The organism is Veillonella faecalis (genome assembly GCF_024677885.1).
In the GTDB taxonomy this organism is placed as follows: domain Bacteria; phylum Bacillota; class Negativicutes; order Veillonellales; family Veillonellaceae; genus Veillonella; species Veillonella nakazawae.
Window position 1 is genome coordinate 93,011 of the sequence record NZ_JALBWL010000001.1, and the last position, 15,336, is coordinate 108,346.

Annotated in this window: 13 protein-coding genes; all 13 read left to right on the top strand. The window is 38.6% G+C overall.

All coding sequences use genetic code 11. The features are described 5' to 3' along the window. The first annotated feature begins 70 nt into the window (after nucleotides 1-70). The 13 genes from MOQ65_RS00450 to hydA all read left to right on the top strand — a co-directional run bounded on the left by MOQ65_RS00450 (nucleotide 71) and on the right by hydA (nucleotide 15,322). Complete coding sequence (locus MOQ65_RS00450; protein ID WP_105089462.1) at nucleotides 71-1,120, top strand: 2-hydroxyacid dehydrogenase; 1,050 nt, start codon at nucleotides 71-73, stop codon at nucleotides 1,118-1,120. Between the two features lie 82 nt (nucleotides 1,121-1,202). Then, entirely contained in the window at nucleotides 1,203-2,891 is a 1,689-nt protein-coding gene (locus MOQ65_RS00455; RefSeq protein ID WP_257846340.1) for a glutamine--tRNA ligase/YqeY domain fusion protein, read from the top strand. Between the two features lie 128 nt (nucleotides 2,892-3,019). Beyond that, nucleotides 3,020-3,655, top strand: coding sequence for a hypothetical protein (locus tag MOQ65_RS00460; protein WP_257846341.1), 636 nt, complete (start codon nucleotides 3,020-3,022; stop codon nucleotides 3,653-3,655). A 101-nt stretch (nucleotides 3,656-3,756) separates the two neighbouring features. Then, nucleotides 3,757-4,344 carry a DUF3793 family protein gene (locus MOQ65_RS00465; RefSeq protein WP_308221068.1) on the top strand — a complete coding sequence of 196 codons (588 nt, stop codon included), beginning with the start codon at nucleotides 3,757-3,759 and terminating at the stop codon, nucleotides 4,342-4,344. Between the two features lie 10 nt (nucleotides 4,345-4,354). Further along, nucleotides 4,355-4,774, top strand: a complete 420-nt coding sequence (locus tag MOQ65_RS00470) for a flavodoxin (protein ID WP_105089459.1) — start codon at nucleotides 4,355-4,357, stop codon at nucleotides 4,772-4,774. A 570-nt stretch (nucleotides 4,775-5,344) separates the two neighbouring features. Beyond that, nucleotides 5,345-5,977, top strand: a complete 633-nt coding sequence (locus tag MOQ65_RS00475) for a helix-turn-helix transcriptional regulator (protein WP_105085934.1) — start codon at nucleotides 5,345-5,347, stop codon at nucleotides 5,975-5,977. Nucleotides 5,978-5,986: 9 nt separating this feature from the next. Beyond that, nucleotides 5,987-7,198 carry a diaminopropionate ammonia-lyase gene (dpaL, locus tag MOQ65_RS00480; RefSeq protein WP_257846343.1) on the top strand — a complete coding sequence of 404 codons (1,212 nt, stop codon included), beginning with the start codon at nucleotides 5,987-5,989 and terminating at the stop codon, nucleotides 7,196-7,198. A 12-nt stretch (nucleotides 7,199-7,210) separates the two neighbouring features. After that, nucleotides 7,211-8,521, top strand: a complete 1,311-nt coding sequence (locus MOQ65_RS00485; protein WP_060924011.1) for a YgeY family selenium metabolism-linked hydrolase — start codon at nucleotides 7,211-7,213, stop codon at nucleotides 8,519-8,521. A 155-nt stretch (nucleotides 8,522-8,676) separates the two neighbouring features. Beyond that, nucleotides 8,677-9,870, top strand: a complete 1,194-nt coding sequence (ygeW, locus tag MOQ65_RS00490) for a knotted carbamoyltransferase YgeW (protein WP_024065750.1) — start codon at nucleotides 8,677-8,679, stop codon at nucleotides 9,868-9,870. A 69-nt stretch (nucleotides 9,871-9,939) separates the two neighbouring features. After that, nucleotides 9,940-10,875 (top strand): carbamate kinase, encoded by a 936-nt coding sequence (arcC, locus tag MOQ65_RS00495; RefSeq protein WP_156719039.1) that lies wholly within the window; start codon nucleotides 9,940-9,942, stop codon nucleotides 10,873-10,875. Nucleotides 10,876-10,927: 52 nt separating this feature from the next. Beyond that, the gene (gene ssnA, locus MOQ65_RS00500; RefSeq protein ID WP_156719038.1) at nucleotides 10,928-12,256 is read left to right on the top strand and encodes a putative aminohydrolase SsnA; all 1,329 of its coding nucleotides are present in this window, start codon (nucleotides 10,928-10,930) and stop codon (nucleotides 12,254-12,256) included. Nucleotides 12,257-12,284: 28 nt separating this feature from the next. Continuing rightward, a complete protein-coding gene (locus tag MOQ65_RS00505; RefSeq protein ID WP_156719037.1) occupies nucleotides 12,285-13,976 on the top strand; it encodes a selenate reductase in 1,692 nt (563 codons plus the stop codon). Beyond that, nucleotides 13,973-15,322, top strand: coding sequence for a dihydropyrimidinase (gene hydA, locus MOQ65_RS00510; protein ID WP_156719036.1), 1,350 nt, complete (start codon nucleotides 13,973-13,975; stop codon nucleotides 15,320-15,322). Before MOQ65_RS00505 ends, hydA begins: the two co-directional genes overlap by 4 nt. The last annotated feature ends 14 nt before the right edge of the window (nucleotides 15,323-15,336 follow it).

A 15,336-nucleotide genomic window follows, 5' to 3' on the forward strand; every position in this document is an offset into this window, starting at 1 on the left:
TATATAATATTAACTTTAACGCGAAATTCTTGTGCGTGTATTATAAGACGCTTTTGGAGGACTTATACATATGGAAAAAAAACCTCTAGTTGTTGTAAACGGTTTAGTCCGTAAAGATGCAATTGCTTATTTAAAAGAGCACGTAGATGTGCGCCAATGGACTGAAAAGACTGTAATGCCTCGTGAGACCTTAAAGGAATGGCTCGTTGATGCGGATGGTTTGTGGTGTGTTCGCCCTTTAGATGTAGACGGTGATCTTGTAAAAAATGCACCTAATTTAAAGGTTATTGCTCAAGCAGCTGTGGGTTATGATAATGTAAAAATTGATGAATTAACGGCAGCAGGTATTCCTTATGGCAATACGCCAGGTGTTCTTAATGAAACCGTAGCAGAGCTTGCTTTTACATTGATTGCCACTGCTAGTCGTCGTATTCTGGAAAATGCTAATTTCGTAAAAGAAGGACGTTGGGCTCAAAGACCATCTAATATTAAAGGTTTTGATTTGAGTCGCCGTACCCTTGGTATTATTGGGATGGGGGCTATTGGTGTATCTATTTCTCGTCGTGCCCGTGCATTCGGTATGACTGTGGTATACCATAATCGTAATCAGCGTATTGATGACAAGATTCATAAAACTACGTATATGGAATTAGATGACTTGTTAGCTACTAGTGATGTAGTTTGTGTGATGGCTCCACTAACAGATGAAACATATCACATGTGTGATGAAGCATTCTTCAAAAAAATGAAGAATACTGCATTGTTTGTTAATGTTGGCCGTGGACCTATCGTTGATACAGATGCTTTGATTAATGCCCTAAAAACAGGTGAAATCGATTACGCAGCACTTGACGTAACTGATCCAGAGCCATTGCCAGCAGATCATCCATTATTGGATGTTGAGAACTGTCTTATCGTACCACATATTGGTTCTTATACTGATCGTACGCGTTATGATATGTCTATTTTGACGGCTGACAATATTATTGCTGGCGTTCATAAGAAACCATTAAAGACCTGTGTTAATGAAGAAGTTAACTATAAGAAACCAGAAATGGATGTAGAGTCTGCCTTAGAAGAGCTTAAAAAAGCTGGTATAGACTTAGCTGATTTCGACTAATATCACAAGACCTCAAAAGATATGCGGTATTATGCAAAATATGGTAAAATAAAAGAATATTTATCCTATGGAGGTTAGAACGTTGGAACATAAAGATATTGAAAAAACTGTAGCTCCTGAAGAAGTTGTGTCTGTTAACTTTATCGAAGCTATCATCAACAAAGATAACGAAACTGGCAAATACGGTGGTCGTGTGTTAACTCGCTTCCCGCCAGAACCAAATGGTTACTTACATATTGGTCATGCTAAATCTATTTGTCTTAACTTTGGTATTGGCAAACAGTACAATGGCTTAACAAATCTTCGTTTTGATGATACGAATCCTGCAAAAGAAGATGTTGAATACGTAAACTCCATCATGGAAGATGTAAAATGGCTCGGCTTTGATTGGGCTGATAAACCACGTTATGCATCTGACTATTTTGGTCAAATGTACGAATATGCTAAGAAATTAATCGCTCTTGGCAAAGCGTATGTAGATGATCAAACGGCTGATGAAATTAAACAAACCCGTGGCGATTTCTCTACACCTGGTGTTAATAGCCCATACCGCGATCGTAGTGTAGAAGAAAACTTGAAACTCTTCGAAGAAATGAAAGATGGTAAATACGCTGATGGTGAAAAGGTATTGCGTGCAAAAATCGACATGGCTCATCCTAATATCGTTATGCGTGACCCTGTTATTTATCGTATTGTAAATACAGAACATCATAACACAGGCAATGAGTGGAAGATTTACCCTATGTATGACTTTGCTCATCCTATTGAAGATGCTATCGAACGTATTACACACTCTATCTGTACTTTAGAGTTTGAAGTTCATCGTCCATTGTATGATTGGGTACTTGAGGATTGGGATGATACTGAAATTCCGCAACAAATTGAGTTTGCTCGTTTAAATGTAACTAAAATGGTTATGTCCAAACGTAAATTGCGTGCACTTGTGGAAGCTGGTCTCGTAGCTGGCTGGGATGATCCTCGTATGCCTACTATTTCTGGCTTGCGTCGTCGTGGTTACACGCCAGAAGCAATTCGTGATTTCTGCGATCGCATTGGCGTCGCTAAAGCTGATAGCGTTGTTGATATTGCTTTGCTTGAGTTCTGTATCCGTGAAGATTTGAAACTCAAAGCGACACGCCCTATGGTAGTTATTGATCCTGTGAAAGTTGTTATTACGAACTATCCAGAAGGTCAAACTGAACTTTGCACAGTTGAAAATAATCCAGAAAATGAAGAGTTGGGTAACCGTGAAGTTGTATTCGGTCGTGAAATCTACATTGAACGCAATGACTTTATGGAAGAGCCAGTTAAGAAATTCTTCCGCTTGGCACCAGGTAAAGAAGTACGCTTAAAAGGTGCATACTTCATTACATGTACTGATGTTATCAAAGATGAAAATGGCAATATTACAGAAATACACTGTACATATGATCCAGAAACTAAGAGCGGCAGCGGTTGCACTCGTAAGGTAAAAGGGACATTGCACTGGGTTGAAGCATCTACTGCAGTAGATATTGAATCTCGCTTATATGATTATTTACTTAAAGAAGATTCCGATGGTAAAGACTTCTTGGGCGATTTCAACCATGACTCTTTACAAGTATTCCGTAGTAAAGGGGAAGCATGTCTTGCTAATACTGTACCAGGAGACCATTTCCAATTCTTGCGCCAAGGTTACTTTGTAACTGATAAAGATAGCACACCAAATCATATCGTAATGAACCGTATTGTTGGGTTACGCGATAGCTGGGCTAAGGCACAAAAGAAATAATTTAGTCAGTCATATACATTGCTAAGATAATGATAAAGAACCGCTCCATTAAGGGCGGTTCTTTACTACTGTGTTGTTACTATAAATGTTGAGAGTTTGTGACATTAACATTTCACTAGAGGAGACATATGAAAAAATTAGTATTACTTGCTACTGCAGCTGCTGTATTAGTATCTGTTCCAGCAATAGGTTCTGCAGCAAACATTAAGTCCGTTTTGAATAAAAGTCAAACTGTAACATATCAAGGTGTTAAATTACCTGAAGGTGTTACAATGTATCAAAATAATCCTAAAGCACTTTTTGCAGGCGAGGCAAAAAAAGATATTAAATCTGTGTTTATAGAAGCGGGTGCTACCTCTGCTAATGTATCTACATTGAATATTAAAAACGAAAATGAAATGAACTATGCTGTATATGGTGATGTAGTATTAGGAAAGCAATTATCTGGTCGCATGAGTGAAACTAAGCATGTCAATGCAGATCCATCTTCACTAGGTGCACTTGCCTCTGCTATTAATAAGGGGGATAGTCCAATCCTTGGTACTTTCACAGTTGTAACGCCATTAGCTAAACAAGGTAATGTATATGAAGGAATATTAAAATATAAAAGCGTAGCTAATAATAATTCTTATAATGAAGTTTTACATATTAGCCTTTTTGATGATAAATATACTGGTCCGAATGCACGCTTTATAGCTATAGATGAAGCTAATGATGCTGTAATATTCCCTAAAGTTAAGACTTTGCTAACCGTAAAAAAATAAATAATTATTGAAAATATATATCAATTATTCTTGACAATTTTTCTCATCAAGAGTACTATTGGCATATAGGAATTATTCTCATTAGAGAAAGTTCTAACGATGTGCAACAGGCAGGTACTATTATGATGAATTCAATTGACCATATCATTGGATATCATTGTGCACCGGCAATTCGAGGTATTAAGCTTTCGAACTTGGTTTCTATTCCACGGGACATGAATGAACAAATCCAATTTGTATTGACAGAATATAATAAAGAGTTCAATGAAAAAGGATTGTTCTTCTTTGAATTATGTCGCTGTAAAGCGCGTAGACTATTATTGGTATTCCGTGAGAAACAATTACGAGACTATGTACGGCAACCTGCAGTTATGACATTTTTGAAAGCCTACGGTTATCATGATCGCATGAGCATTATGGAGATGCTTGAGCACCTAAGATATCGTATGGAAGCAAGTGTTGATTTTCCACATGAAATCGGCGTATTTCTAGGTTATCCGTTAAATGATGTGAAATATTTTATTTCTCGTCGTGGCAGTGGATATCGTATGTGTGGAGAGTGGAAAGTTTACCATGATGTGGTAGATGCAAAGCGCTCTTTCTTATGTTACAAAGCATGTCGTGAATTTTGTCAAACTCAATTGATGTTGGGAAAAACATTTAGTTCATTGGTCGCAAGAACGGCCTAGGAGGTACAAGATGATTGGTGTAATTTATTGGTCTGGTACAGGCAATACAGAACAAATGGCTCAAGCAGTAGCTGAAGGTATCAAAGCTGCAGGTCAAGAAGTTGAAGTGAAATCTGTTTCTGAAGTATCCGTAGATGACGCAGCAGCTTACGAAAAACTAGCTCTTGGCTGTGCTGATATGGGTGCAGAACAATTAGAAGAAGGCGAATTTGAACCATTCTACACAGAATTAGAAGCTAAATTGGGTGGTAAAAAAGTAGCAATCTTTGGCTCCTATGGTTGGGGTGGCACTTGGTTAGAAGACTGGGGCACTCGCATTAAAGACGCTGGTGGCGAATTAGTAGCTGATGGCGTGGCAATCTTGGGTGAACCTGATGATGATGGTAAAGCACAATGTGAAGAATTGGGTAAAACATTAGCAAACGCATAATTTACTCTTAGCCATTAACATAAATCCTAACAGATAACAGTATATAAAGGCTGTAATAACGATATGTCGTTATTACAGCCTTTTTTGTATGCAATAAGGAGATTATTTACACTTACTATGTATATAGACGTAACTCTTTGATAGTTATAAATAGTAGGAATATTTATAATATATATATATGCATAATGACATAGCAGATAGAATTAATACATATAAAAATATAGATATACATTGATTTTTATAGAATTTGAATAGATTTAATTATATAGATGTGATAGTACAAAGGTCATTAAAAATTTTTATAACAGACAGTTTGTGTGATGGAAATCACAGGAGGTGTATGTGTTTGTAACAATGGATGTATGTATCTGTATGTTTATAAATAACTTTAATGCATAATAGCGTTGCATTTTTGTATACATAGACCTATAATTTAAGTAAGGAACCTAACAAAAAATTAGGTTGATACAAAAATAGTTAGAATTATTCTCATAATGCTAACTATGTAAGCGGACTGAAGTTATTTAGACCATAAAGTTAACCGATACCGATGAGAGGGAGGTTATCTCAATGAGTACATTGGAACGGCTAAAAGTAATAGCCCATGGATTGGCCATACAATTCGGACCATCTTGTGAAGTACTAATACATGACTTACAAGGAGATCTCGATACATCACTTGTATATATAGAAAATGGTACGATAACAAATCGTCATGTTGGTGATGGTCCATCACATGTGGTTTTAGATGTACTCAACTATGATGATGGTAGTGAAGGTAGATTTGGGTATCTAACAAAAACTAAGGATGGACGAATATTAAAATCTTCTACCATGTATATCCGTGATGATAATGGCAATATTGATTACCTATTAGGAATTAATCAGGATATCACAGAGTTTGTTATGATGCATCGATCACTTGAAAGTCTTATAGGGATAGGCCAAGCAGAGAATGGCACTGTTGAAAAAATTACTACAAGTGTATCGGAACTATTAGATGATTTACTACTAGAAGCAGAACGATTAGTTGGCAAACCTGGACCACTCATGAATAAAGTAGAGCGACTAAAAGCTATTAGCTACTTAAATGAAAAAGGGGCTTTTCTTATCTCTAAATCTTCAGAAAAGATTGCGGAGTATTTCAATATTTCTAAGTTTACTCTTTATAGTGATTTAAATACTGTAAAGGAAGAATCCTAGGAGGCAAATATGGACCGAATTCAGTGGAAACGTAATACGATGGCACCATCTAGTGACAAGTTTTTGTCCGTTATGGATGTTAGAGAAATTAAGAAAGCAAAAGCGTTTCATGAAAGTTTTCCACAGTATAGTGTAACTCCACTAGTATCGCTAGAAAAATTAGCAGATTATATCGGTGTTAATTCTCTCTTTGTAAAAGATGAATCTTACCGCTTTGGCTTAAATGCGTTTAAGGTATTAGGCGGCTCTTATGCAATGGCAAAATATGTAGCTCAACAAACTGGTAAAAATGTTGAAGATGTACCATATGATGTATTAACTTCTCCACAATTAAAAGAAGAATTCGGACAAGCTACATTCTTTACAGCTACTGATGGTAACCACGGACGTGGCGTAGCCTGGGCTGCTAATAAATTAGGTCAAAAAGCAGTAGTGTTCATGCCTAAAGGCTCTACAGAATATCGTAGGAAACAAATTGAAAATGAAGGTGCTACCGTAACAATCGAAGAATTCAACTACGATGAATGTGTACGGTTAGCAACTAAAAAATCTAAAGAAGTTCCAAATGGTGTTGTAGTTCAAGATACAGCATGGGAAGGTTATGAAGAAATTCCAAACTGGATCATGCAAGGCTATGGCACAATGGCTATGGAAACTGCAAATCAGTTAGAATCTGAAAACTGTAAGGTACCAACTCATGTATTTGTACAAGCTGGTGTAGGTTCCCTAGCAGGTGCTGTAGTAGGTTATTTCACTAATTTATACAGCAATGCAACTAAGAAACCTAAATTAGTGGTTGTAGAAGCTGAAGCAGCAGCTTGCTTATATAAAGGGGCTGTAGCTGATGATGGTAATCCTCGTATCGTTGAGGGTGATTTAGAAACAATCATGGCTGGACTTGCATGTGGTGAACCAAATACAGTTTCATGGGATATTTTGAGAAACCATGCGGATGTATTCGTATCTGCTCCTGATTGGGTAGCAAGACTTGGGATGCGCATTGGTGGTGCACCGATTAAAGGTGATACACCAATCACTACAGGTGAATCTGGTGCAGTTCCACTAGGTCTTGTAACGGCAATTATGACAATGCCAGAATATGAAGACTTACGCAAGGAATTAGAATTAGATGCGTCTTCAAAGGTGCTCTGCTTCTCCACTGAAGGTGATACAGACCCTGAAAGATATAAAAACATTATGTGGTATGGTGAAGATCGTTAGGAGGCATTAATTATGGATTTACAAGCAATTAAACAAGCAGCAGCAACTTATGGACCAGCGATGACCAAGTTCTTACGTGAAATCGTAGCATTCCCTGGTGAAAGTGCAGAAGAAAAAGAGCACGTTCAACGCATTGAAAAAGAAATGAAAGATCTTGGCTTCGACGAAGTTGAAGTAGATCCAATGGGTAACATTCTTGGTTACATGGGTACTGGTAAAACACTTATTGCCTTCGACGCTCATATCGATACAGTAGGTATTGGCAATCGCGATAACTGGAATTTCGATCCTTATGAAGGTTTCGAAGATGAAACTAAAATCGGTGGTCGTGGTGTATCCGACCAATTAGGTGGTATCGTATCCGCTGTATACGGCGCTAAAATCATGAAAGACTTAGGTCTTTTAAGTGATAAATATCGCGTACTTGTTGTAGGTACAGTACAAGAAGAAGACTGCGATGGTCTTTGCTGGGAATACATGATTAAAGAACGCAATATTCGTCCTGAATTCGTAGTATCTACTGAGCCAACTGACGGCGGTATCTACCGTGGCCAACGTGGTCGTATGGAAATCCGCGTAGACGTACAAGGCGTATCTTGCCATGGCTCCGCTCCTGAACGCGGTGACAACGCAATTTACAAAATGGCAGACATTCTTCAAGATATCCGTGATTTGAATGCTAACTCTGCTGATGAAAGCACAGCAATTAAAGGTCTTGTAAAAATGCTTGACCCTAAATTCAACCCTGACCACTACGAAGAAGCTCGCTTCTTAGGTCGCGGTACTGTAACTACTTCCCAAATCTTCTACACTTCTCCAAGCCGTTGTGCAGTAGCTGACTCTTGCGCCGTTTCCTTGGACCGTCGTATGACAGCTGGCGAAACATGGCAATCCTGCTTGGCAGAAATCGAAGCTTTACCACATGTTAAAGAATATGGTGCGAAAGTATCCATGTATGAATATGCTCGTCCATCCTGGACTGGTTTAACATATCCAATCGAATGTTACTTCCCAACTTGGGTAATTCCTAAAGATCACAAAGTAACAGAAGCTTTGGAAGAAGCATACACTAGCTTGTATGGTAATGAACGTATCGGCGCTGAAGATACAGTTGAAATGCGTAAAGCTCGCCCATTGACTGATAAATGGACATTCTCCACAAATGGTGTTTCCATCATGGGCCGTAACGGTATCCCTTGCATCGGCTTCGGTCCTGGCGCAGAAGCACAAGCACATGCTCCTAACGAAATTACATGGAAACAAGACCTTGTAACATGTGCGGCTGTATATGCATTATTGCCATCCGTATACTGTAAAGACTAATATCACATAAATTGGATTAGATCTCTTTAAAACGGAAATCACTAGAACATCGTTCATAACTACAAATTTAATACGGTACCTCACCATTGGATGAGGTATCGTATAAAGTTAGATCCTAAGTAGCCCTTTAGGGAATTGAAAGAGAGGACTTACAGATGACAGACTTCAATAAAAGTATTGAAACTTTAAAAGACTTAGACGTTAGCAAAATGTACGGCGAAGATTTCTTCCTTACATGGGAAAAATCTGAAGATGAATTAAAAGGTGTTTGGGCAGTAGCAGATGCGTTACGAGCTCTTAGAGAACGCAATATCTCCACTAAAGTATTCGACAGTGGCCTTGGTATTTCTTTATTCCGCGATAATTCTACAAGAACTCGTTTCTCCTTCGCCTCTGCTTGTAACTTGTTAGGTCTTGAAGTTCAAGATTTGGATGAAGGTAAATCCCAAATTGCTCACGGTGAAACAGTTCGTGAAACAGCGAATATGATCTCCTTCATGGCTGACGTTATCGGTATCCGTGATGATATGTACATCGGTAAAGGTAATGCTTACATGCATCAAGTATCTGATGCAGTTAAAGAAGGTCATGAAGATGGCGTATTAGAACAACGTCCTACACTTGTAAACTTACAATGTGATATCGACCATCCAACACAAATTATGGCTGATGCGGCTCATATCATCAAAGAATTCGGTGGTGTAGAAAATCTTAAAGGCAAAAAAATTGCTATGACTTGGGCTTACTCTCCATCTTATGGTAAACCTTTATCCGTACCTCAAGGTGCTATTGGTTTATTCACTCGTTTAGGTATGGAAGTTGTATTAGCACATCCAGAAGGCTATGAAGTAATGCCAGAAGTTGAAGAAATCGCTAAGAAACAAGCTGAAGAAAGCGGCGGTTCCTTCCGTAGAACTAACGACATGAAGGATGCTTTCAAAGATGCAGACATCGTATATCCTAAGAGCTGGGCTCCATTTGGTGCGATGGAAAAACGTACGAAATTGTATGGCGAAAACGACCATGAAGGCATTAAAGCATTAGAAAAAGTTCTTCTTGAAGAAAATGGTAAACATAAAGATTGGGCATGTACTGAAGAGATGATGAGTCTCACTAAAGACGGTAAAGCTCTTTACTTACATTGCTTACCAGCAGATATTACAGGTGTAAGTTGTGAAGAAGGCGAAGTAGACGCAACAGTATTCGATCGCTATCGCGTACCTCTTTATAAAGAAGCAAGCTACAAACCATATGTTATTGCAGCTATGATCTTCTTAAGCAAATTTAAGAATCCTGTAGAAACCTTAAAAGAATTAGAACGGAAGGGAACTGACCGAGTTCAACCGTAAAGTAAACTTTAGGGGCCATCCGTGTTGATGGCCCCTTTTTATTCTTAATAGTTTGTTATGAGGCATAACATGAAAAAAAGAGTTGTAGTAGCGTTAGGTGGGAATGCATTAGGTAATTCCCTTCCGGAACAAAAAATTGCAGTAAAAAGTACAGCTAAAACGATTATTGATTTAGTAGAAGCTGATTGTGATGTGGTAGTAACTCATGGCAATGGCCCTCAAATTGGTATGATCAACAATGCGATGGCTGCATTGACACGAGAAGTAGAAGGACAACCTAATACACCATTGTCCGTATGTGTGGCCATGAGCCAAGCATATATCGGGTATGACTTACAAAATGCCCTTCACGAAGAGTTGTTGAATCGTGGTATTGAACATCTACCAACTATGACAATGGTTACGCAAGTATTAGTTGACAAAAATGACCCTGGATTCCAAAATCCAACAAAACCAATCGGTCACTTTATGACTAAAGAAGAAGCTGAATACGCAGAAAAAAATTATGATTACGTTGTAAAAGAAGACTCAGGTCGCGGCTATCGCCGTGTAGTAGCATCTCCAGCACCTCAGGAAATTATCGAAATTGAAGCTATTAAAGGCTTAGTAGGTAAACAACTAATCGTTGCTTGTGGTGGTGGCGGTATCCCTGTAACTAGAGAAGGTAATGAACTTCATGGTGCAGCAGCCGTTATTGATAAAGACTGGACTAGTAGCCTATTAGCACAAGAAATTGATGCAGATGTACTTGTTATATTAACCGCTGTTGAAAAGGTTGCCATTAATTTTGGTAAAGAAAATGAAAAATGGCTAGATGAAATAACCGTGGCAGATGCGAAAAAATATGCAGCAGCAGGCGAATTTGCAGAAGGCTCTATGAAACCTAAGGTAGAAGCAGCTATTGCTTTTGCGGAATCTAAAAAAGGCCGTGTTTCCATTATCACATTATTAGAAAAATCTAAGGATGGTATAGCAGGAAAAACAGGTACGCGTATCGTATTATAATAATATATAGATTTATAAGTATGCATCCAACGTTTCGTTGGGGAGGTGCCCTATGATTATATTAGGAAAAGGTACTGTAATTACGCGCGATACTGATAGACCTATCATTTATGATGGTGCTGTTGTTATTGACGGAACTCAGATTATAGATATTGGTACATATGATGAATTATGTAAACAATATAAAGATGCAGAAATTATTGATGCTCATGGCGGTTTGATTATGCCAGGCTTTATCAATGCACATCATCATATTTACTCTGCTCTTGCACGCGGCTTATCGTTACCAGGTCCAGCACCGACTAACTTCGGTGAAATCTTGGAAAGACTTTGGTTCTACTTAGATAATAAATTGACAGCTCCTGATGTAAAAGCAAGCGCATTACTTACGTATTTAGGCTGTATCGAAAATGGTGTAACTACTATTTTTGACCACCACGCTTCTTATGGTGAAGTTCATAACAGCTTATCTGTTATTGCTGATGTAGCTAAACAGTTCGGCGTTCGTTCTTGTTTATGCTATGAAGTATCTGACCGCAACGGCGTAGATCAAATGAAAGCTGCTGTTGCAGAAAACGTACGCTTTGGTAAAGAAGCAAAACAAGATCCATCTAGACTTGCTGCTATGATGGGCTTGCATGCATCCTTTACTTTAAGTTCTGAGACTTTAGATTATGTGAAAGCTCAAAATGAAGATAAATTAGGTTATCATGTTCATGTTGCAGAAGGCCCTGAAGATGTGGCAGATAGTAAAGAAAAATATGGCATGACACCTGTTAGACGACTTGTTGAAGCTGGAATTTTAGGTCCTAAGAGCATCGCTGGTCACTGCGTACACGTAACAGACCAAGATGTAGAATTATTGAAAGAATCTCAAGCTAAGGTTGTACACAACCCAGAAAGTAACATGGGTAATGCATTAGGCACAACAGATATCTTGAAACTATTAGGTGCAGGTATCACAGTTGGTCTAGGTACAGATGGTTACACAAATGACATGCTCGAATCTTACAAAGTAGCAAACTGCCTTGTAAAACATGAGCAACATAAACCATATGTAGGCTGGGGTGAAGTTCCTCATATGCTATTTGAAAACAACCGCAAAATGGCGAATGAATTCTTCGATACTACAGTTGGCATCCTTAAAAAAGGTGCCGCAGCTGACGTAATCGTTCTTGATTACGCAGCACCAACGCCACTTGATGAAAATAACATCAATGGTCACTTATTATTCGGTGCTAATGGTATGTATGTGGTGACAACTATTAGTGATGGTGTACCACGTATGATCGATCGTAAGTTACAAGGCATCGACAAAGCTGAAGTAATGAACGAAGTTTTAGCAACATCTAAAGGTTTATGGAAACGACTAAACCCATAACGCAAGCGCTTTAAAGGAGTGTGACATTATGAGTGACATTATGTATCCGGTAAGTTTCGGAAATTTGATGAACCACATTATGACTGAGTACAAGATGTACAATCGTATTTACAATGTAAATAAAATTCATCGTACGAATCATGATCAACGATTATCTATTTTTGGTAAATCCATTGAAAACCCTGTAGGTCCTGCAGCTGGCCCTAATACACAGTTGGCACAAAATATTGTGGCTTCTTATGTAGCTGGTGCTCGTTGCATCGAATTGAAAACTGTACAAATTATGTACGGTGAAGAATTAGGTATTCCTAGACCTTGTATCTACTCTGTAGACGAAGCATACAACGTAGAATGGTCTTCTGAATATAGCTGTGATGAAGCTGCTGATGAATACATCAAAGCTTGGTTCGCATTGAAATTGATCTCTAAAGAATTAGGCTTAGGCGATCCAGATGGTTTCTTGTTTATCATGAGTGTTGGTTACAATTTAGCTGGTATTAAGAGCCCAATGGTTGATAAATTCATCAACACAATGCGTAGCGCATCTCAATCTCCTATGTGGGATGAATGCAAACAATGGTGTCTTGATCATGTAGATGAATTTGAACATATCGATGCTGATTTCATCAACTCCATTAGCGATGAACTTTGCCAAGCAATCACATTGTCCACAATGCACGGTTGCCCGGCTGAAGAAATCGAATCCATTTGTTCTTACCTAATCAGTGAAAAAGGTCTTCATCTATACTTGAAATGCAACCCTACATTATTAGGTCCAAAACGTATTCGAGAGTTATTAGATAATGCTGGTTTTGAATATATTGACTTTGAAGATCATCAATTCGAAGTTGATCTTCAATTCGATAAAGCTGTTCCAATGTTAGAACGTCTTATCGCTCTTGGTGAAAAACACAACAAGATCTTTGGCGTTAAATTGACAAATACATTCCCTGTACAAATTCATAATAATGAATTGCCAGGTGAGCAAATGTACATGTCTGGTAAATCCTTGTTACCTGTAACAATTGGCGTAGCTGAGCTTTTAAGTGCTCAATTCGGCGAACGTTTACCAATGTCTTACAGTGGTGGTGCTGTAAAACAAAATATCAAAGCTATCTTTGATTGTGGTATCTGGCCTGTAACAGTATGTACAATTCTTCTACAAGGCGAAGGTTACAATACGTTCAAAGGCTTAGCAGATGAAGTTGAATCTACCGATTACAACGCTGCTTTGAAAGTGCATAAAGATCTAATCGCTAAACTTGCTAAAGATATTAGTGAAAATAAAATCTTCAAGAAGAGCGATGCAATGAAGAAAAAACGTGAAGCAATGCCATCCTTCCCTGGTACACGTAGCTCTGACTACCACTGCCGCGTAGTGTGTGGTGCTTGCGTTCGCGTATGTCCTAATAGATGTAATGAAGTCGTTACTGTAAATGATGCTAAATTGATCGTCCATGTAGATCAAAGCTGTAATGAGTGTGGTAACTGTGCATGTCATTGCGTAGAACCTTGTCAACCATACAAGGATCGCATTACATTCTTCCACAATGCTGAAGCTTTAGCAGATAGTACAAATGATGGTTTCTACATCACAGGCACTAGCTGTGGTTACCGCTTCAAAGGTGAAGAAGCCGTATGTGACATTGATGCATTACCTGAAGAATTGAAAGGAGTTGTACATGCCTTCTGTAAAGAGCATGTGTACTATGTATCATGATTATCATACAACAAGGGGACTTGGTCTTAACTGATCGAATCCTTACCGGAGATTTATTAATTGATGGCGACAAAATTGTCGCCATCGATGAACACGTTCCTGTTCCAGAAGGAGCTAAAGTAATTGATGCAAAAGGTTGCTATGTGTTCCCTGGATTCATAGATCCACACACACACTTTCAGATGACAAATGCCTTAGCGTCTACTGCGGATGATTTTGATAGTGGTACAAAAGCCGCTATTCTTGGTGGAACAACATCAATCATTAATTTTGCTTCTCCTGAGGAAGGATCCCTTTGTAAAGGCTTAGAAGTTCATAAGGAGCGTGCCGCAGGGCATTGCTCCTGTGACTACAAATTCCATATGGAGCTTGTAGAAATGAATGATATTGTGGCCAGTGAAATCCCAAAAGTGGTTGAAGCTGGTGTATCATCCTTTAAGGTATATTTAGCTTATGGCTTCCGTTTAACGGACCGTGAGATTTATGATGCTATTGAAGCTATAAAACCAACAGGCGCACTTGTAGGAGCTCACTGTGAAACTGGTGATCTCATCGATGCACTCGTAGCTAGTAAGCGTAAGCGCGGTGAACTAGATATAAGTAATCATCCTCTTACGAGACCAGCTATGATTGAATCCGAATCAATTAAACGATTTAGTACAATCGGCGCTTCTCTAGAGTATCCAGTCCATATTGTGCATGTAAGTTCTAAAGAAGGGGTAGAAGAAATCCTTCGAGAACGCTCATTAGGTCATACCGTGACTTGTGAAACATGTCCACAATATTTGGTACTTGATGAATCACGATATAGCTTGCCAAATTATGAAGGCGCTAAATATGTGATGAGTCCACCTCTTAGAACCAAAGTAGATCAAATGACATTAAAGGAAGCCCTAGTAAATGGAACATTCCAAACTATTGGATCCGATCACTGTAGCTTCAATTTTGAGGATCAAAAACTAAAAAGTCGTCATGACTTTACCCGTATTCCAGGCGGTATTCCAGGCGCTGAGGAGCGGGGCATCGTCGCTTATGATGTATTGGTAAACCAATGCAATATGAGTGCCGTAGATTTTATGAAACTAGTTAGTGAAAACCCAGCGAAACTATATGGCATGTATCCTAAGAAGGGGACATTAGCTGTAGGTAGTGATGGGGATATTACAATTGTTGATAAGAGCGTAGAACACGTTCTTTCCAAAGAGTCTGCCCATACAAAGGCTGACTATATACCTTATGAGGGGTTATCCGTAACCGGTAAGGTTCGCGATGTAATCCTTAGAGGTCACCATGTGGTACAAGATGGATCCTTAATAGAATCATATCTTGGTGAATGTATTCCTTAATGAAAGGAGGGCTA